Raw genomic sequence first — 19,212 nt, forward strand, 5'->3', positions numbered from 1 at the left:
CCCGGATGCGCTGCAGCGTGAAACGCTGCTGCGCAGAGCCGGGACCCAGAAAGTCAGAGGGTAAGCTGCGGATAGGTGGGCCCGCCTCTCCAGCGCATCGTCAAGGAGACGCTGCGCTGCGGCCGGGGCACGAGAGCCCGGCCGGGCTCGCCAGCTTCTCCAATAAGAGTAACTTCGCTGTCAGACTGTTTTCTAAAATCGGCCCATTCGAATGGAAGGGGCTGCATCGTTGCGCGACCTGTCTCGTCGGCGTCGTCTAGCAGCCGCGTTCTAGCTCGCCGGCTCTTCCGGCAATACGCTCTCGGCCAGCTCCTCGCGCTCGCCTTCCAGCACCGCGCGCGCGAACTCGATGATCTTCTGCTTGTTGGCCGTTTCGCGGACGGCGAAAAACACGCGGTTCAATTCCAGGCCGAGCACGCTGTTGAGGGCGATGTCCTCGTCTTCCATCGTGGTGTTCCCGCTTCGGTCGCTCAGGTGTATCGTGACGTCAATTCTGCCACAAGTAGTTTAAATCTTCAGGGCGGATGAGCACCGGGAAACTACGGCCGCAGCGAATTGAGGCAGTCCCCAAATACGTGCTATACGGAACGGCGAGAGTCAGGAAACGCACTGATGTCCGCCGTGGATTATGGCCGGGAGGCGCTCGACTTCATTGAAGGCTTGGGGACCTATCGCAAGGTGCCCGATGCCATGAATGCGCTCGAGACGGCGTTCGGTCGCTTCGGCTTCGAAACCATCATCGTGACGGGATTGCCCAATCCCGACCAGCGGTTTGCGCAGATGGTGCTTGCCAAGCGCTGGCCGGCGGGCTGGTTCAGCCTCTACACGCAGAACAATTACGACCGCTTCGATCCGGTGGTGCGGCTGTGCCGGCAATCGGTCAATCCGTTCGAATGGTCGGAAGCACCTTATGACGCCGAACTCGAGCCGAACGCGGCCGAGGTGATGAACCGCGCCACCGATTTTCGGATGTCGCGGGGCTTCATCGTGCCGATCCACGGGCTCACCGGCTATGAAGCCGCGGTGTCGCTTGGCGGCGTTCATCTCGACCTCAATCCGCGCAGCAAGCCGGCACTGCATCTGATGGCGATGTATGGCTTCGACCACATTCGCCGTCTGCTCGAGCCGGCGCCTTATCCCTCGACGCGCCTCACCCCGCGCGAGCGCGAGGTGATCTCCTGGGCCTCGCAGGGCAAGTCGGCCTGGGAGATCGGTGAGATCCTGCACATCACGCAGCGCACCGCGGAAGAGCATCTTGCAACTGCCGCGCGCAAGCTCGGTGCCGTCAACCGCACGCATGCGGTGGCGCTGGCGATTCGGAACAAGATCATCAATCCGTAAGCGCCGTACTGGGAAATTTCCCAATATCGAATCCGGCTCTTTTGGCAGAGTCTGCCCCCATTGAGGATGATTGGGGGTTTTCATGATTCACGCCATTTCTGCGGTAAATCGTCACCTTTATGAAGACGTGATCGAGCAGCATTTCCGGTTGCGCCACGATATCTTCGTCGAGGAGCGGCGCTGGGAGACGCTACGCAGGCCGGATTGCCGCGAGATCGATTCCTATGACGACGAGGATACCGTCTATCTGCTTGCGCTGGAGGGGCGGCGCGTCATCGGTGGCCACCGGCTCTACCCGACGACCAAGCCCTCGATGATGAGCGAGGTGTTCCCGCACCTGGCGTCGGTGCGCGGCTGCCCCGCGGATCCGCTGGTCTGGGAATGGTCGCGCTACTTCGTCGTGCGTGATCGCCGCGACGGCGCGCTCAACCTGCAACTGATGGCGGCGGTGCAGGAGTTCTGCCTCAATCAGGGGATCGCGCAGGTCAGCGCGATCATGGAGACCTGGTGGCTGCCGCGCTTTCACGAGGCCGGCTTCATGGTGACCCCGCTGGGCCTGCCCGCTCTGGTGGAGAATGCATGGACCATGGCGGCGACCATCGACATTCGTCGCGAGACCCTCGATGCCCTGCACGATCGTATCGGCATGACCTCGGTCGTGCGCCAGGACGGCCCGCGTCTGGACGCCGTCGCCCGTGCCAACCTCTGCGGCGCTGCTGCCGCGCAACGAAAGAGCGCCTGAGATGTCGAACATGATGCGGGACAGCCAGATCATGGCGCAGATCAGGGACGATGATCTCGGCTACATGTCGGACATGGCGCTCGAGCTGGCGCAGATGGCGGAAGACACCGGATTGACGACGCTCGCCTATCTGTTCCGGATGGCGGCGCTGGAGGCCTCGACGGCCAACAGCGTGCTCGCCGAACCGGACGATCTTCCCCAGCAGATGACGTCGCACTAGGACGCAATCCTTCCTTACATTCTGACGAAGTCGCACCCTCTCGCCGGCCCGCCGGCGAGAGGGTCATCGTTTGGGTGCGGCAGGTTGCCCCAGCCGGCACGGCAGCTTTCTTGCAGGAGCGTCTCGACCGCATGCATCGGCATGCAACAAAGTGCATGTTTGGTGTCGAATCGCTCTTGCCTCGGAACGATACTGCCATTACCCATTTTTCCGCCTTGAACAGGCAGGGGGAGCTCTTTCACTGATGGCGAACGTGTTCGAACATCGGCGCGACACCGCGTGCGCCTGAAAGAGTCTTGATGCTGCTTGTCGTCGAACAGTTCCTGAACGGGTTGCAGTTCGGCCTGCTGCTGTTCCTGCTCGCCGCCGGCCTGACGCTGGTGTTCGGCATCATGGATCTCGTCAACCTCGCGCACGGCTCGCTCTATATGATGGGCGCCTATTTCGCCGCGACCTTCGCGGCGTGGACCGGCAGCTTCCTGCTCGGGGCGCTGATGGCGCTGGGGGCCACGCTGGTGCTCGGCATCGTGCTGGAGATGAGCGCGCTACGGCATCTCTATGGCCGCGACCATCTCGACCATGTGCTGGCGACCTTCGGCCTGATCCTGTTCTTCAACGAAGCCGTGCGGCTGATCTGGGGCCCGGCCGGCCTTGCGCTGCCGCTGCCGGCCTGGCTCACGGTGCCGGTGCCGATCCTGCCGGGTATTCACTATCCCGCCTATCGGCTCGCCATCATCGTGGTGGCGCTGCTGGTGGCGCTGCTGCTCTATCTCGGCGTGATGCGCACCCGCATCGGCATGCTGATCCGCGCCGGCGCCTCCAACCGCGAGATGATCGGCGCGCTCGGCATCAACATCAAGCTGCTCTACACGCTGGTGTTCGGCCTGGGCGCCGCGCTCGCCGGCCTTGCCGGCCTGATGCAGGCGCCGATCCTCACTGTGCAGATCGGCATGGGCGAGAACATCCTGATCCTCGCTTTCGTCATCATCGTGATCGGCGGCATCGGCTCGATCCGCGGTGCGTTCCTGGCCGCGATCTTCGTCGGCATGATCGACACGCTCGGCCGCGCCTTCCTGCCTAATCTGCTGCGACAGGTGCTGAGCGGCGCCGCTGCCTCCACCGCCGCGCCCGCGCTGTCCTCCATGCTGATCTACCTGCTGATGGCGATCGTGCTGGTGGTACGGCCGGAGGGGCTGTTTCCGGCCAACCGTCGATGAAGTCTTTCACTGTGAGCAAGGCCGTCACGGCCCTGATGCTGGCGGGCCTCCTGCTGCTGCCGCTCTATTCGCAGCTCTCCGGCAACATCTTCATCCTGACGCTGTTCACCCGCATCATCATCCTGGCGCTGGCGGCCGCCAGCCTCAACCTCATCATGGGTTTTGGCGGCATGATGAGCTTTGGCCATGCCGCCTACCTCGGCATCGGCGGCTATGCCGTCGGCATGCTGGCGCAGGAAGGCGTCGGCAGCGGCTTCATCCAGTTTCCGGTCGCGCTCGCGGCGTCCGCGCTCTATGCGCTCGTGATCGGCGCGCTCTCGTTGCGCACCCGCGGCGTCTATTTCATCATGATCACGCTCGCCTTCGCGCAGATGGCCTATTACGTCGCTTCGGGGCTGGCACGCTACGGCGGCGATGACGGCCTCACCGTCTACAAGCGCAGCGACTTCTCCGGGCTGGTCAACCTGTCGAACCGCACGCAGTTCTATTATCTCTGCCTCGCCTGCCTCCTCGGCGTCATCTTCCTGATCTGGCGCATCGTCAATTCGCGCTTCGGCCTCGTCGTGCAGGGCCTGCGCTCCAACGAGCAGCGCATGCAGGCGATCGGCTTCCCGGCAAAGCGCTACAAGCTCGTCTGCTTCGTCATTTCAGGCACCATGTGCGGCCTCGCCGGCGCGCTGCTCGCCAACAACACCGACTTCGTCAGCCCGGCCGTGATGTACTGGACGCGCTCCGGCGACCTCATGGTGATGGTGATCCTGGGGGGCATGGGCACGCTGATCGGCCCGATCATGGGCGCGGTGGTGTTCCTGCTGCTGGAGGAATTCCTGTCGCAGATCACCGAATATTGGGCGCTGATCATGGGCCCGCTGCTGCTGCTGATCGTGCTGTTCGGGCGCGGCGGCATCATGGGCATGCTGGGGAGGGCCGGCCGTGGCTGAACCCCTGCTTCGCGTCGAAAAGCTGGTGCGTCGCTTCGGCGGCATCGTTGCGACGGATAACGTCTCGCTCGACGTCGCCGCGGGCGAGCTGCACGCCATCATCGGCCCGAACGGCGCCGGCAAGACCACGCTGATCAGCCAGCTCACCGGGCATCTCGAGCCGCATTCCGGCAGCGTCTCGCTGGCGGGGCGCGACATCACCTATCTGCCGGCCTATCGCCGCTGCGCGCTGGGTCTGGCGCGTTCGTTCCAGATCACCTCGCTGCTGCTCGATTTCACCGCCGCGGACAATGTCGCGCTGGCGGCACAAGCCCATGCCGGCACCTCGTTCCGCTTCTTTGCCAATGCGCGCAAGGAGCGATCCTTGCGCGATGCCGCGCATGCGGCGCTCGATCGCGTCGGCCTGTTGCATCGCGCCGACGTCGTGGTGAACAGGCTCAGCCACGGCGAGCGCCGCGAGCTCGAGCTTGCGGTCGCGCTCGCGAGCAAGCCGAAGCTCTTGCTGCTCGACGAGCCGATGGCGGGCTTGGGGGTCACCGAATCCCAGCGCATGGTCAAGCTGCTCCAGGAGCTGCGCAAGGAAGTCTCGATCGTGCTGGTCGAGCACGACATGCCGGCGGTGTTCGCGCTTGCCGACCGCATCACGGTGCTGGTCTATGGCCGCGTCATCGCCTCGGGCGATCCGGCCGCGATCCGTGCCAACGAGGACGTCAAGCGCGCCTATCTCGGGGACCAGCACGTGGTGACGCATCATGGCTGATACGCTGCTCGAGGTTGACGGCATCGAGACCTGCTATGGCCTCTCCCAGGTGCTGTTCGGCCTGTCGCTGTCGATCAAGCCCGGCGAGATGGTCTCGCTGATGGGCCGCAACGGCATGGGCAAGACCACGACCATCCGCTCCATCATGGGCCTGACGCCGGCGCGATCAGGCAGCATTCGTTTCGCGGGCGCCGAGGTCAGGCAGCTTCCCTCCTACAGGATCGCAAAGCTCGGCGTCGGCCTGGTTCCTGAGGGCCGCCAGATCTTCCCGAACCTCACCGTGCGCGAGAATCTGGTCGCGGCCGCCGCCGACCGCTTCAGCAGCCCCAATCCCTGGACGCTGGCCGCGATCTACGTGCTGTTCCCGCGCCTTGCTGAACGCGCGTCCAACATGGGCAACCAGCTCTCGGGCGGCGAGCAGCAGATGCTCGCGATCGGCCGCGCGCTGATGACCAATCCAAAGCTCCTGATCCTGGACGAAGCGACCGAGGGCCTCGCGCCGCTGATCCGCGAAGAAATCTGGCACTGCCTGTCGCTGCTCAAGAGCCGCGGACAGTCGATCCTGGTCGTCGACAAGAACGTCGACCACCTCGCCCGCATCTGCGACCGCCACACCATCATCGAGCGCGGCAGGACGGTGTGGAGCGGCACCTCCGATCAGCTGATGGCGGAACCGGATCTCCAGCACAAATATCTCGGCATCTGACGCGCGTTGCTGCCGACCGCGCGTAACGCACAAGATTCCCTTCGAGCAAATCCAGTTTCGAATCCCTCCAAACCGCGCGCAGAGCTCTTGAGCGCGCCGCCGCCAGCGGTCAAACAAGCCGCGGCGTAAGCGGATTCGATGCGGGACTTCTACGATCAAATTGTCGGACGGCCTCAAGACGACATCGGTTCCGCACAGCCGGGCGCTTCGACAGCGCAATGGCTGGATTTTCCGGGCTGCGTGTTTGTCAGAGGCGAGTTTCGAGCCGATGCCGGGGGCTCTGCCATCGCAGCCCCGGGCCTGTTCATCTCGGTCTCCGTTGATGGTGACGCAGGACGCGGCATTCTGACGCGCAGCACTGGCTGCGAAGGGCAGATGACGGCAATTGCCGTGCGCGAAACCTGCGCAGCGGAACGCGCGGTTCACTCCGGCGAGCGTTCCGCGATCGGCCTGGCGTTTCCCCAAACCTCGATCGATGGACTCGGACTCGGCGATGAGTTTCGGGCGCTGTTTGCGAACGACGTCTCGGGCGCAGCGATCGTCTCTCTGAGAGCGTCTGCGCGCATACAGGCGGTCGCGGCAGAAATGTTTTCGCCGCCGGTCACCGGCAACGCGGCGCAATTGCTGCTGTCAGCGCATGCCGCCGAGATCGTGGTCCACGCCTTGTTCGGCGAGCGCGGCCGGATTGCGACCGATCCGACCACCGATCTGCAGTGGACGCGGCTGCAATCGGTGAAGCAGCGGATGGACGCCGATCTCGCCTATCCCTGGAGCATCGACGAACTGGCGCGGAACGCGGGGCTGAGCCGCAGGTCCTTCAACCAGAAATTCCGGATGGCATATGGCCAGAGCGCGATCGACTATCTCAGGGCTCAGCGGCTCGATGCCGCACGTGCCTTTTTGATTCACCAGCGCTTGTCCGTCACCGAAGCGGCCTATCGGGTCGGCTATGCCCATCCGGCGAATTTCGCGACAGCCTTCCGCAGGCGCTTCGGCCATTCGCCGAGCCGCTATCAGTAAACTCGAAAGCCTCCACGTGGGATCAAAGGTGATTTGCGCGCGCGCAAAGGCGGCGATCGCTTTGATCTGGTTACACCCGGGTTGTTGAACACGGAACTCGGGGGATACGATGAGGCGGAACGACGGGCAGACGCTCGGCTGGGAACGAATGGTGAGAACTGGTCTGGGAGCGGCCGGTTTGGGAGCGGTCCTGCACGCGACGCCCTCGGCGGCACAGGTCTCCGGAACCAATTCGCCTTCGACGGCCGGCACATTGCCTCCGGTCACGGTGGAGGCACCGAGCCAGGCGCGTCCGCGTGCCCAATCTGCCCAGCGCGCCTCACAATCGCAGCGCGGCCGCGTCGCAATCCCGCGCAATGCCGGGTCCGGACAAGCCAGAAATTCTGATGCGCGCGAGGCGGACAGCGGCCGCGCCAACGCGTCGAGCGAGAACAGCTATGTCGCAAGCAGCAGCTCGGCAGGCACGAAGACGAACACCCCGCTGCTCGAGACGCCGCAGTCGATCTCGGTCGTGACCCGCAAGGAGCTCAACGACCGCGCCGTGCAGACGCTGACGGAAGCGGTCGGCTATGAGCCGGGCGTCCGCATCGATGCCTCCGGCTACGATCCGCGCTTCGACGCGATCTCGATCCGCGGCTTCGACATCACCTATAACGGCGTCTATCTCGACGGCCTGCGCCTCGTCGGCGCCGGTCTCGGCGTGTTCAAGACCGAGCCTTATGGCGTTGACAGCATCACCGTGGTGCGCGGGCCGAGCTCGGCCCTCTACGGTCTCGGCTCGCCCGGCGGATTGATCGACCTGCAGAGCAAGCTGCCGACCAGCCAGCCGTTCCACGAGGTGCAGACGGTGTTCGGCGACCGCGAGCGCGTTCAGGGCAATTTCGATCTCTCGGGTCCGGTCGATCCCAACGGCCAATTTTCCTATCGGTTGACCGGCGTCGTGCGCGACGCCGACGTGTTCGTGCCCGGCGGCAAGGACAATCGTATCTACGTCGCTCCCGCCGTCACCTGGAAGCCGGACCAATCGACGACCCTCACCATTCTCGGCGCGTACCAGAAATCGAAGACGCCGGGGTCCATGTTCACCTATTCCACGGGCACCGGCACGACGACGGACATCTTTACCGGCAGCCCGTCCTACAATTCGCTCGACCAGGAGCAGGGACGCGTCGGCTATCTGTTCGAGCACGCGTTCAACAACGCCGTGACCGTTCGCCAGAAATTCCGCTATGTCGACGTCGATGCGGTCACGCGCTATGTCGGCTTTCTCGGCGCTCCCGTCGGCAATGTCGTCTCACGCTATACCGGCTACGTCCACGATACGCTGCAATCGGCCATCATGGACAATCAGGTCGAGGCAAAACTCTCGACCGGCCCGGTGCAGCATACGCTCCTGGTCGGCACCGACTACACGGCATCGAAATTCAACGACAAGCAGGGATTCGGCTTCGGGGTTTCCCCTCTCAATCTGGCCGCGCCGGTCTACGCGCCGGAATCCATTCCCGATCCCGCGATCTCGTCCTCGACGCAGCAGCGGCAGACCCAGTCCGGCGTGTACATCCAGGACCAGGCCAAGCTCGACCACTGGATCCTGACGCTGAGCGGCCGCAGCGACTGGGTTCGCACCACGGGCGAGGATCAGTTCGCGCTGACCCGCCAGCAGCAGTCCGAACAGGCCTATAGCGGGCGCGCCGGGCTGACCTATGTGTTCGATTCCGGAGTTGCGCCTTACGTCGCCTATTCAACCTCGTTCTTTCCCAATCTCGGCGTCGATCCCACAGGCGCCTTCTTCAAGCCCACCACCGGCAAGCAGACCGAGATCGGCGTCAAATATCAGCCGCAGGGGACGAGGAGCTTCATCACTGCTGCGGTGTTCGACCTGACCCAGAGCGGGGGCCTGGTCACGACCGGGACCGGCGTCACGGTCCAGCGCGGCGAGATTCAAAGCCGCGGCTTCGAATTGCAGGCGCTGGCGAGCCTCGGCGGTGGTTTCGACATCACCTCGTCCTACACCTATCTCGACATGGTCACCAAGCAGGCCGGCGACAGCGCGCAGATCGGCAAGTTTCCGTCGGGCAATCCTCCGCACACCGCGACGCTGTGGGGCAACTATGCCCTGCCGCTGGCCGGCCCGTTTGCGGGACTGAGCATCGGTGGCGGCGTGCGTTACATGTCCTGGAGCTATGGCGACGATCTGAACACGTTCAAGAACAGTTCGGTGACCCTGGTCGATGCTGCGCTGAAATATGATTTCGGCCAGGCGGCGAAGGAGCTGAAGGGCCTGCAGTTCCAGGTCAACGCCAAGAACCTGTTCAATCTGCACTACACCACGTGCCAGGTCGGGTACTGCTACCGCGGCGCACCGCTGACCGTCATCGCAACGCTCGGCTACCGCTGGTGAGTATGGCGATGGTGAAGACCGGGGCCGGCTGCCGATCCTACCAATAGATCCCGTGGCGATGCAGCGCACGGACGATTTGGGCGTCGGTGGACAGCTGACGCCGCTTCGGCTTGGTCGTTCCGGCCGTGCTTGCCGGCGGCGTAGATTGCGTGGTTGGTGCCACCGTGGCCGCCGGTGCCGTTGCTGAGGTTGGTGCGGTGGTCGCAGTCTGGACATTTGCCGGCTGCGACGGCGCCTGGGTGGTTTGCGGCGAGACCGTTGCCGCCGTGGCGGGTTGCTCGATCGCCTGCTGGCTGGAATTGCTCGCTGCGAGACTGAGGCTCCGCGACCCACCCGCATAGGCCTGGCTTGTGAGCAGAGACACCGTTGCGATCAGGATCAGCTTGCGCATGGAAACGCTCCTAATCTGGTCAATCCGTCTTACCTATCGCGCATCCATTGAGTTCAGCGCGCCAGATGATGCCGACCGATGTTGATCAAGGTTGCCCGGCACGACAGGCGGTAGATCAGGCTGAATAACTGGTCCCACATGATCGAACTCCACTGTTGATCACATGCAGGAATCCTAGCGCAGGAGTCTTTCAGTGGGTTTTCGCGGGGATGGAAAATGGCTTCGTCCGGCAGCGGTGCGATGTCGTCGGAACCGGCGCGACGAAGCCGCTTCACACGGCCGTGAGCCTGGAGCTGTTGCGCTCTTGAGCGGACTTCCAAGACAGGATGTCAAAACGCCTCGAAATACTCGCGGTGCTCCCAATCGGTCACTTCTGACAGGAAGCGGTCGATCTCGGCGTTCTTGATGTGGGTGTAATAGTCGACGAACTCCGGACCGAACTTCTCGCGGAAGAACGGATCGTCCTTCAGCGCGCTGACCGCATCGCGTAACGATTTCGGCAGCAGCGGCGCCTTGGTCTCGTAGGGCGTGTCGGCGGAGGGGCCGGGATCGAGCTTGCGATCGACGCCGTCGAGGCCCGAGAGAATCTGCGAGGCCATGTAGAGATAGGGATTGGCGGCGGGCTCGCCGATGCGGTTCTCCAGGCGCGTTGCGGCATCATTGGCACCGCCGAGCACGCGGATCATCACGCCGCGATTGTCGCGGCCCCAGATCGCGCGGTCGGGCGCCAGCGAATAGGAGCGGTAGCGCTTGTAGCCGTTGATGGTCGGCGTGGTGAACACGGTCGAGGCGCGGGCGTGGTCGAGCAGGCCGCCAAGGTACGCCCGGCCAAACGCGCTGAGCGGCTCACTGCCGTCCTTGGCCATGAAGATGTTTTCGCCGCTGGCGCGCGAGACGATCGACTGGTGCAGGTGCCAGCCGCTCGCGAACACATTCGGCAGTTTCGGGCGGCACATGAAGGTGGCGTGATAGCCGTGCCGGCGCGCGATCTGCTTCACGGCGCTCCGAAACAGCACCATGTTGTCGGCGGGCTCCAGGCCCTTCTTCGGCGCGAAGGTGAACTCGCACTGGCTCGGCCCGAACTCGACCTCGACCGAGCGCAGGGGCAGCCCGAGCGCGACGATGTCGCGGCGCAGGATCTCCAGCACCGGCTCCATCTGATCGAAGCGCTGCTCGGTGAGATATTGATAGCCGTGGCTGAGCAGGCTCACTGATGGTGGCGTGCCCGGCTGGCCGGCGTCCTCGGGCCGCATATGCGGGTCGTCGAGCTTGAAGATGTGGAATTCGACCTCGAGCCCGGCGACGAAATCGTGGCCGCGGCTGGCGAGCTGGTCGAGCACCTTGCGATAGAGCGAGCGCGTCGCGAACGGCACCGGGCGGCCGTCATTGAAGTAGAGGTCGCACAGCACCCAGCCCGTGGTCGGCGCCCACGGCAAGACGCGAAACGTCGTGGGGTCGGCGACCATCAGCACGTCGGCCGCGCCCTCCATCTCCTTCATGCCGAAGCCGCCGCCCGCGGTGAACACCGGGAATACCGTGCGGTGCGAAGTATCCTTGGCGAGCATGGTCGTTGTGATGGAGCAGCCGCTCTCCAGCGAGGCGATCGCCTCGGAGGCGATGATGGTCTTGCCGCGCAGGATGCCGTGCTGGTCGGGGAAGGCGAGGCGGATGACCTCGAGGTTCTTGTCCTCGACGAGACGGCGCATGCGCGTCGCGGCGTCCCTCTGCTCATCCGACCACAGCGCATGACGCGCGACGAAAGTCACTTTGCTACTCCCTCAGCTGCCGTAGGGTGGGCAAAGCGGAGCGTGCCCACCGCGTCTATCGACCACACCGAAGCATGGTGGGCACGGCGCGTTGCGCTCTTGCCCACCCTACGGGTTCGGTGCACGAACGTCACTCCGCCGCCGTCAGCCGGTGCACGTTGTCCGCGATCTCCTTCGGCACCGGTGCGGCCCAGGGTGCGCCGCGGCGGCGCTTGACGTCGATCTCCATCCAGTAGAGCTCCCACCCCTGGGTCGGCCCGATGCCGTCCATGGTCGCCGGTCCCTGGATGCTGCGCGCGTTGGCCTCGTCCAGGAACAGCATCGGCTTCTCGCCGCCGCCGACCTTCTCGATCTCCTGTCGCAGCAGGCGGCGATATTGCACGATCGCCTTGTCGCTCGAGCCGAGATGCTCCTTGGTGCGGTCCTGGATCGCGCCCATCGATTCCACCGCCCACTGGTCGTGGACGTTGATGTCGGTGCCCATGCCGGTATAGGTCGCGGTCTGCTGCTCGTGCGGATCGAAGCCGTAATCGTTGCCGCGGTTCTTGCGCGATTTGTAGTCCGGCAGCTCATAGAGCTCGAGCCGCTGGTCGCGCATCTTCTGCTTGTCGACCGGGTTCGAATAGCTGGTGAAGGTCGCGTACCAGTAGCAGTTCTCGTCGTCGACCGGCACATGCCACTGCGTGATCGTCATCTCCGTGCTCATAGGGATGACGAAGCCGTGCGGGAAGAGCTGGTTGGTGACGCGCACATGGGTACGCTCCTCGTCGATCTCGCGCAGCGCGATCAGCCTCAGGCCGTATTCGGTGTGCTCGACATTGATGATCGGGCGGTCGTACTCGCGCAAGATCTTCGTCATCGGCAGATCAGACCCGGCGGAGGCGCCGCGGAATTGCTTGCCGTAGGCGGTGGAGGTGTCCTCGTCCTCGAAGAAGCGATGCAGATAGGAGGCGTGCGCGGGATCGATGCCGACTTCGAGCGCCTGAAGCCAGTTGCAGGCCATGTGGCCCTTGAACGCAAAGGTGTGAGTATCAGGGGCGACGAAGCAATCGAGCTCCGGAAAAGCCGGCGGCTCACCCTCGCCGAGATAGGCCCAGAGGATGCCGCTCTTCTCGACCACCGGATAGGAGCGCTGGCGGATGTTCTGGCAGAGCTTCGAGTCCTTCGGCTCGGCCGGCGTCTCGATGCACTGGCCGGTGGCGTCGAACAGCCAGCCGTGGAAGGCGCAGCGCAGGCCGCCGTGCTCGAGCCGTCCGAACGCGAGGTCGGCGCCGCGATGCGCGCAGTGCCGGTCGATCAGGCCGTAGCGTCCGGTCTCGTCACGGAACAGCACCAGGTTCTCGCCGAGCAGCTTGACGGGACGGATCGGACGATCGCCTTCGAACTCATCCACCAGCGCCGCCGGCTGCCAGTAGCTCCGCATCAACTTTCCGCACGGATCCTTCGGACCAGTGCGGGTGATCAGGTCGTTCTGCTCCTGGCTCATCATGGCAGTAGCATCCCTCTGTGGAGTGGCGTTTGTTCGCCTATTGAACGAATGGGCGAATTATGACATGCCTTGGAGCAGCAGCAAGCACTATTTTGCAGGATTGTCCCGTCACCATGCCCAAACTGAAGCGGAGCGAGACCGACGAGCGCGCGACGGATTTCGTCGAAGCGCTCGATCGCGGCCTGCGCCTGCTGCAATGCTTCGGCACGACGGCCGGCCCGATGACGCTGAGCGATCTCGCCCGCGCCGCGGACCTGCCGCGCGCCACCGCGCGGCGTATGCTGTTCACGCTCCAGCGCGGCGGTTTTGTCAGCGGCGATGGAAAACTATTTTCGCTGACGCCGCATGTGCTGACGCTTGCTGCGTCCTACCTGCGATCCAACCAGCTCGTCACGGTGCTGCAACCGGTACTCGATCGGGTCGCGACGGCGGCAAACGAAATATCGTCGCTCGCGGTGCTTGATGGCGACAACGTCGTGTTCGTCGCACGCAGCAGTCCGGCGCGGATGTTCTCGGGCGGATTGGAGATCGGCTATCGCCTGCCGGCGTTCTGCACCTCGGTTGGTCGCGCCATGCTCGGCCAGCTCGACGATGCCGACCTTGCCGCACGCCTGAAGGCGATGACGCGCGAGGCGCTGACGCCGCAGACGGTGACCGATCCCAAGGCGCTGCTCGCGCGCATCGTCGCCGACCGCGCGCAGGGCTATTCACTGGTCGACCGCGAGGCCGAGCCGCATTTCCGCTCGATCTCGGTTCCGGTGCGCCGCTACGACGACGTGATCGTCGCCGCCATCAACATGGGCGCCCATGTCGATCGCGTGCCGGCGCAGGAATTGATCGGCCGTTTCCTGCCGCTGTTGCAGGAGGGCGCGGAGTCGGTGCGTTCGCAGCTGCTGTAAGCGTAGGGTGGGTTAGCCTTGGCGGCTGCGCGAAGCGCAGTCGCTTGGCGTAACCCACCACTTCTCGCGCCCCGAGACCTAAAGAGGTGGGTCACGCTGACGCTAACCCACCCTACATTCCGCCGTCTGTGCTATAATGCGCGCCACACAAGACGAGGGAGCACGCCATGCAACACACCATGGTTCCCAGTGATCGCGTCGAGCACGTCGCCGTCTATGGTGGCGACGGCACGAAGCTCGGCACGATCGAACGATTGATGCTCGACAAGGTCAGTGGAACGGTCGCTTACGCCGTGATCAAGACCGGCAGGTTGCTCGGGACACATCACCATTATCCCGTGCAGTGGAGCGCGTTGAAATATGATCCGGGCCGTCAGGCCTTCCAGGTCGAACTGACGCCGGAGCAATTGAGCAGCGGTCCCTGCGAAGTCGATGGCGATGAGTTCGACTGGGGCGACCGCTCGCGGCCCTACCAGCATCCGAACTACTGGTCGATCTAGCCGCGTCGAAGTCTCGCGGGCCGGTCAAACGCCGGGAACGTCACGCTGACCGGATCATTGCCGGTTGCGCATCCAGTCGGCGAGACCGGACAATGCGCGGTCGAGGTCCTGCCGCGCGATCGTGTCGACGACCGTCTCTTCCAGCGCGCCGCGCATGCAGACCATCCATGCATTGCGCTCGGCATCGCCGATGGCAAAGCCGATGTGCCGCTGGCGCAGCCGCGGATGGCCCTTCTCGACGGAGTAAAGCCGCGGGCCGCCGGTCCACTCGGTGAGATAGCGCTTCAGCACGTCCCTGATCAGGCCGAGGTCGTCCGCATGCATCGCGCGGATGATCTGCGCCTCCGGCAGCGTGTCCATGCGGTCGTAGAAGCGGTCGACAAGGGCGTCGATCGTGGCACTGCCGCCGATCCGCTCGAACATGGTGGTGACGTCGGTGGAGTGCATGATCTGTCCAAAAAACTCGCTGTGACGCTTTGATATAGTGTTGCCGGAGGTCGTGCAAAATCCCCGCTGTCGTCCCGGACAAGCGCGCCTCAAGCGCGCGCAGATCCGGGACCCATAACCACAGGGAGGAGTTTGGCGAAGGCTCGCTGTTCGGTACTTCTACCGATCGCAACTGATAGATCGCGCGGTATGGGTCACGGATCTTCGCTTCGCTCGTCCGGGACGACGGCCGAGGCTGGTCAATTACCTACAGCGCCACGCTGCGCAGGCCGAAGCTGCGGGCTTCGTTCTGCAGCACGGGCCGCACCGCATCGATCAGCCGTGCGGCGGCCGCGTCCACGCTGAGACCTGCCGTGTCCACCACCGCCGTCGCGCGCGAATACAGCGGCTCGCGGCTGAGCAGGATGTTGCGCAGCTCCGCCATCGCGGAGCGGTCGTCGGCCATCGGGCGTAGGTCGCCCTGGCGACGGACGCGGGCCATGTGCTCCTCGGGCTCGGCCTTCAGCCAGATCGTGTAGAACGAGGTCAGGATCTGGTCGAAGGTCAAAGGCTCGGAGACGATGCCGCCGCCGGTCGCCAGCACCATCAGCTCGTTGCGCGCGAGCAGCTGCTGAAGCGCCGCCTGCTCCATGCGGCGAAAGCCTTCCTGGCCGTACAGCGCGATGATCTCGGCGACCGAGAGCCCGTTCTGCTGCTCGACCTCCTTGTTGAGCTCGACAAAACTCCAGCCGACCTTCTTCGCCAGCATCCGACCGAGCGTCGACTTGCCGGCGCCGCGCAGGCCGATCAGCGCGATGCCGCAGAACGGCGCGCGCCGCGGCGCCGAGGCGCTGCCGCCGGCGAGCAGATCTTTTGCCTGCGCGATCTGGGCAGGCGTGGCCTTGCGCAGCAGGTCGCGAAACATCTGCCAGTCCGGTGTCGGATCGGCGGAGGGAAGCAGATCTTCGAGATGCGCGCCCATCGCGTCGGAGACACGGCGCAAGAGCACGATGGAGACATTGCCCTTGCCGCTTTCGAGCTGCGCGATGTAGCGCTCCGAGATTCCTGATACCTTGGCGAGCACCTTGCGCGACATGCCGCGCAGCGCGCGCATGGTGCGCACGCGCTGGCCGAGCTGTTCGAGAAATCGGGATTCTGCGTCGGGACTGTCGGTCATGAGCCTTCTTTAAGGGATGTCTCTTTGAAGGGTGTCCTGCGGCGCATTTTAATGAAACATAATGCCTGCTAGCATTGACAGCAAGCCGCCGCGGTGTCTTTCTATGAATTATAATTCTAAATTCGGGGGAGAAGTCCGTGAGCGAGGGATCCTATAACGCGGTGACCTGGCTGCTCGACCGCAACGTCGAGGAGGGCCGGGGCAACAAGCTGGCCTTCGACGACACCGTCTCGCGGCTCACCTATGGCGAGCTTCAGCGCGAGAGCCGACGCGCCGCCAACATGCTGCGCCGGCTCGGCGTCCGCCGCGAGGAGCGCGTCGCGATGATCATGCTGGACACCGTCGATTTCCCGGTGGTGTTCCTGGGCGCGATCCGCGCCGGCATCGTGCCGGTGCCGCTCAACACGCTGCTGACCGCTGACCAGTACGCCTACATCCTCGCCGACTGCCGTGCGCGCGTGCTGTTCGTCTCCGAGGCGCTCTACCCTGTCATCAAGGACGTCGTCGGCCGCATGCCCGATCTCGAGCATGTCGTTGTGTCCGGCGCCAAGCAGAACGGCCACAAGCAGCTCGCCGATGAGCTCGCGAGCGAGAGTGATCAGTTCACCACCGCCGCGACGCATCCGGATGAGCCGGCGTTCTGGCTCTATTCGTCCGGCTCGACCGGCATGCCCAAGGGCGTGCGCCATATCCATTCCAATTTGCAGGCGACCGCCGACACCTACGCAAAGCAGGTGCTGGGCATCCGCGAGAGCGATGTGTGCCTCTCCGCTGCCAAGCTGTTTTTCGCCTACGGGCTCGGCAATGCGCTGACCTTCCCGATGTCGGTCGGCGCCAGCGTGATCCTCAACAGCGAACGGCCGACGCCGGCGCGCATGTTCGACCTGATGAACCGCTACAAGCCGTCGATCTTCTACGGCGTGCCGACCTTGTTCGCGGCGATGCTCAACGACGAGACCATGAAGGCCGAGCGTGGCGGCGGCGCCTTGCGCGTCTGCACCTCGGCCGGCGAGGCGCTGCCGGAATCCGTTGGCACCAGCTGGAAGGCGCGCTTCGGCGTCGACATCCTCGACGGTGTCGGCTCGACCGAGCTCTTGCACATCTTCCTGTCGAACGCGCCCGGCGATATCAAATACGGCTCCTCCGGCAAGCCGGTGCCGGGCTATGCGGTGCGGCTCGTCAATGAGGCCGGGCAAGATGTTGCCGACGGCGAGGTCGGTGAGCTCCTGGTCGACGCACCCTCCGCCGGCGAAGGCTACTGGAACCAGCGCCACAAGAGCCGCCGCACTTTTGAGGGACCGTGGACCCGCACCGGCGACAAATATGTCCGCGACGCTGACGGCCGCTACACCTTCTGTGGCCGCGCCGACGACATGTTCAAGGTCTCCGGCATCTGGGTCTCGCCGTTCGAGGTCGAGAGCGCGCTGATCACGCATCCCGCCGTGCTGGAGGCCGCCGTCGTGCCCGAGGCCGATCCGGAAGGGCTGTTGAAGCCAAAAGCCTTCGTCGTGCTGCGGCCTGGCGCGACGACGAGCGATCTTCAGGAAATGCTGAAGGAGCACGTCAAGCAGAAGATCGGCCCGTGGAAGTATCCGCGCTGGATCGACGTGGTGGAGTCCTTGCCGAAGACGGCGACGGGAAAGATCCAGCGGTTCAAGTTGCGGGATGGGGCGAATTAGCCACAGCCGTCATGGCCGGGCTTGTCCCGGCCATCCACGCGTCGCCGCGTACGAGGAAAGACGTGGATGCCCGGGTCAAGCCCGGGCATGACGACGGAGAGAGAAGAGCGCGAAATGACCAACCTCACCCCCACCGGCTTCCTCAGCGTCGACGGCGCCAGCCTCGAATACAAATGGCTCGCGCCTGAGGCCGCGGACGCGCCGACCATCGTCATGCTGCACGAAGGGCTCGGCTCGGTCGGGCTCTGGGGCGATTTTCCCGAGAAGCTGCAGCAAGCCACCGGTGCCGGCATCTTCGCCTATTCGCGCGCCGGCTACGGCCAGTCGAGCCCGGTGAAATTGCCGCGGCCGCTGGACTACATGCAGCGCGAGGCGCTGGACGTGCTGCCGAAGTTGCTCGATGCGATCGGCTTCAAGCGCGGCCTGCTGCTCGGCCATTCCGACGGCGCCTCGATCGCAACGATCTATGCCGGCGCGCATCAGGACCACCGCCTGAGCGGCCTCGTGCTGATCGCGCCGCATTTCATCGTCGAGGACATCTCGGTGGAATCGATTGCCGCGATCAAGACCAGCTTCGAGACCACGGACCTGAAGGCCAAGCTGGCGCGCTGGCACAAGGACGTCGACAACGCCTTCTACGGCTGGAACGGCGCCTGGCTCGATCCGAAATTCCGCGACTGGGACATCTCGGAATACCTGGCCTATATCCGCGTACCCATCATGGTCCTGCAAGGTGCTGGCGACCAATATGGGACATTGCGTCAGGTCGAAATTGCGCAGGAAGAGTGTTACTGTCCGATAGATTTTAAAGTCATTTCAGACGCGGGCCATTCCCCGCATCGTGAAGCGCCGGGGGCGACGCTTGACGCGATTGAGCAATTTGCAAAAGCGGCCCTGCGCGACGATCAGGGACTCGGGGTACGCGCCGCATGATTATGCGGAGGCACACCCATGAATGTGCCTTCACATGTGACCGGCCAATTGCCCTGGCCGCAATGGGCCTATGTGCCGGGCGAGACCGGCGCCGTCGAGGCCGATGACGAAACGCTTCGCTTGGCCAAGGCGCTGGTGCCCTCGGCCTTTCGCGGCCACGTGCCGGCCCGCCATCCGGCGCTGCGCTACGGGCTCGCGCTCAACGACCACGGTTATTTCTGGGAAGCGCAGGAGGTGCTGGAGACGGTGTGGGCCGCAGCTCCGCAAAGCGGCCGCGAACGCATCCTGCTGCGCGCCTGCATCCACATCGCCAATGCCAATCTGCGTTTGCGCATGCAGAAGGCGCATTCGGCCGCGCGCCTGTTCGGCGACGCACTGACCGAGCTGCGCGCGTTGAGCGCGCGCAAGGTCGCCAGCGGCGGCGACGGTTTCGTCGAGAGCTTTCCGGTCGCGGCCCTGGTGGCGCTGCTCCGGGCCAAGATCGGCCGTCCGCAGCTCGCGAAGGCCGACTGGATCGCGCTTGGCGCGATTGTGCGGTCCTGGCCGGCTGCATGAAACAAAGTGCATGCGCTGGCGGTTAAGGGCTAGACGCACCCAAAAAGAT

Annotated in this window: 21 protein-coding genes; 14 read left to right on the forward strand and 7 right to left on the reverse strand. The window is 64.4% G+C overall.

Translation table 11 applies throughout. The annotated features are described in order from the left end of the window. Positions 1–270: 270 nt before the first annotated feature. On the reverse strand, positions 271–447 hold the full coding sequence (locus tag GDN70_RS05325) for a hypothetical protein (protein WP_085968000.1): 177 nt from the start codon (positions 445–447) through the stop codon (positions 271–273). Positions 448–612: 165 nt separating this feature from the next. Here GDN70_RS05325 and GDN70_RS05330 point away from each other — a divergent pair, with 165 nt between their 5' ends. From GDN70_RS05330 to GDN70_RS05370, 9 genes are all read left to right on the forward strand, one after another. Beyond that, positions 613–1,341, forward strand: a complete 729-nt coding sequence (locus tag GDN70_RS05330) for a LuxR family transcriptional regulator (RefSeq protein WP_028139752.1) — start codon at positions 613–615, stop codon at positions 1,339–1,341. Between the two features lie 82 nt (positions 1,342–1,423). Beyond that, positions 1,424–2,083, forward strand: coding sequence for an acyl-homoserine-lactone synthase (locus GDN70_RS05335; RefSeq protein WP_038946889.1), 660 nt, complete (start codon positions 1,424–1,426; stop codon positions 2,081–2,083). Between the two features lies 1 nt (position 2,084). Next, entirely contained in the window at positions 2,085–2,303 is a 219-nt protein-coding gene (locus tag GDN70_RS05340; protein ID WP_038946890.1) for a hypothetical protein, read from the forward strand. A gap of 299 nt (positions 2,304–2,602) precedes the next feature. Next, on the forward strand, positions 2,603–3,520 hold the full coding sequence (locus tag GDN70_RS05345) for a branched-chain amino acid ABC transporter permease (protein WP_028139755.1): 918 nt from the start codon (positions 2,603–2,605) through the stop codon (positions 3,518–3,520). Then, positions 3,517–4,461, forward strand: a complete 945-nt coding sequence (locus GDN70_RS05350; protein WP_038970763.1) for a branched-chain amino acid ABC transporter permease — start codon at positions 3,517–3,519, stop codon at positions 4,459–4,461. The genes GDN70_RS05345 and GDN70_RS05350 overlap by 4 nt, the downstream gene beginning before the upstream one ends. After that, a complete protein-coding gene (locus GDN70_RS05355) occupies positions 4,454–5,221 on the forward strand; it encodes an ABC transporter ATP-binding protein (RefSeq protein WP_018316880.1) in 768 nt (255 codons plus the stop codon). The genes GDN70_RS05350 and GDN70_RS05355 overlap by 8 nt, the downstream gene beginning before the upstream one ends. Beyond that, positions 5,214–5,927, forward strand: coding sequence for an ABC transporter ATP-binding protein (locus tag GDN70_RS05360; RefSeq protein ID WP_028139757.1), 714 nt, complete (start codon positions 5,214–5,216; stop codon positions 5,925–5,927). The genes GDN70_RS05355 and GDN70_RS05360 overlap by 8 nt, the downstream gene beginning before the upstream one ends. A 375-nt stretch (positions 5,928–6,302) precedes the next feature. Then, positions 6,303–6,947: an AraC family transcriptional regulator gene (locus GDN70_RS05365; RefSeq protein WP_240536289.1), complete on the forward strand. Its 645-nt coding sequence runs from the start codon at positions 6,303–6,305 to the stop codon at positions 6,945–6,947. 178 nt (positions 6,948–7,125) lie between these two features. Further along, entirely contained in the window at positions 7,126–9,348 is a 2,223-nt protein-coding gene (locus GDN70_RS05370) for a TonB-dependent siderophore receptor (RefSeq protein WP_244625869.1), read from the forward strand. Between the two features lie 37 nt (positions 9,349–9,385). On the opposite strand, the gene GDN70_RS05375 is transcribed toward GDN70_RS05370, so the two are convergent. The 4 genes from GDN70_RS05375 to GDN70_RS05385 form a co-directional block, all read right to left on the reverse strand. Continuing rightward, the gene (locus GDN70_RS05375) at positions 9,386–9,739 is read right to left on the reverse strand and encodes a hypothetical protein (RefSeq protein ID WP_028139760.1); all 354 of its coding nucleotides are present in this window, start codon (positions 9,737–9,739) and stop codon (positions 9,386–9,388) included. Between the two features lie 53 nt (positions 9,740–9,792). After that, positions 9,793–10,014 (reverse strand): hypothetical protein, encoded by a 222-nt coding sequence (locus tag GDN70_RS34860; protein ID WP_152036305.1) that lies wholly within the window; start codon positions 10,012–10,014, stop codon positions 9,793–9,795. Positions 10,015–10,068: 54 nt separating this feature from the next. Beyond that, positions 10,069–11,505: a glutamine synthetase family protein gene (locus tag GDN70_RS05380; protein ID WP_095425026.1), complete on the reverse strand. Its 1,437-nt coding sequence runs from the start codon at positions 11,503–11,505 to the stop codon at positions 10,069–10,071. A gap of 130 nt (positions 11,506–11,635) precedes the next feature. Next, a complete protein-coding gene (locus tag GDN70_RS05385) occupies positions 11,636–12,994 on the reverse strand; it encodes an aromatic ring-hydroxylating dioxygenase subunit alpha (protein WP_152102253.1) in 1,359 nt (452 codons plus the stop codon). Between the two features lie 113 nt (positions 12,995–13,107). Between GDN70_RS05385 and GDN70_RS05390 the strand changes: the two genes are divergently transcribed. Both GDN70_RS05390 and GDN70_RS05395 read left to right on the forward strand, forming a co-directional pair. Continuing rightward, entirely contained in the window at positions 13,108–13,893 is a 786-nt protein-coding gene (locus tag GDN70_RS05390; RefSeq protein WP_038970768.1) for an IclR family transcriptional regulator C-terminal domain-containing protein, read from the forward strand. 167 nt (positions 13,894–14,060) lie between these two features. Beyond that, positions 14,061–14,393, forward strand: a complete 333-nt coding sequence (locus GDN70_RS05395; protein ID WP_028139764.1) for a PRC-barrel domain-containing protein — start codon at positions 14,061–14,063, stop codon at positions 14,391–14,393. A 54-nt stretch (positions 14,394–14,447) separates the two neighbouring features. Here GDN70_RS05395 and GDN70_RS05400 read toward each other — a convergent pair whose 3' ends face one another. Together GDN70_RS05400 and GDN70_RS05405 are read right to left on the reverse strand one after the other, a co-directional pair. Then, complete coding sequence (locus GDN70_RS05400) at positions 14,448–14,840, reverse strand: group II truncated hemoglobin (protein ID WP_038970769.1); 393 nt, start codon at positions 14,838–14,840, stop codon at positions 14,448–14,450. Positions 14,841–15,087: 247 nt separating this feature from the next. After that, positions 15,088–15,996: a helix-turn-helix transcriptional regulator gene (locus tag GDN70_RS05405; protein ID WP_028139766.1), complete on the reverse strand. Its 909-nt coding sequence runs from the start codon at positions 15,994–15,996 to the stop codon at positions 15,088–15,090. Positions 15,997–16,133: 137 nt separating this feature from the next. Between GDN70_RS05405 and GDN70_RS05410 the strand changes: the two genes are divergently transcribed. The 3 genes from GDN70_RS05410 (at position 16,134) to GDN70_RS05420 (ending at position 19,163) form a co-directional block, all read left to right on the forward strand. Further along, a complete protein-coding gene (locus tag GDN70_RS05410; RefSeq protein ID WP_152102254.1) occupies positions 16,134–17,675 on the forward strand; it encodes a benzoate-CoA ligase family protein in 1,542 nt (513 codons plus the stop codon). Between the two features lie 114 nt (positions 17,676–17,789). Continuing rightward, positions 17,790–18,608 carry an alpha/beta fold hydrolase gene (locus GDN70_RS05415; protein WP_028139768.1) on the forward strand — a complete coding sequence of 273 codons (819 nt, stop codon included), beginning with the start codon at positions 17,790–17,792 and terminating at the stop codon, positions 18,606–18,608. Between the two features lie 18 nt (positions 18,609–18,626). Next, complete coding sequence (locus GDN70_RS05420; protein WP_038970774.1) at positions 18,627–19,163, forward strand: DUF309 domain-containing protein; 537 nt, start codon at positions 18,627–18,629, stop codon at positions 19,161–19,163. Positions 19,164–19,212 lie beyond the last annotated feature (49 nt).

Source organism: Bradyrhizobium sp. TM102 (assembly GCF_009176685.1).
In the GTDB taxonomy this organism is placed as follows: Bacteria; Pseudomonadota; Alphaproteobacteria; order Rhizobiales; family Xanthobacteraceae; genus Bradyrhizobium; species Bradyrhizobium ottawaense.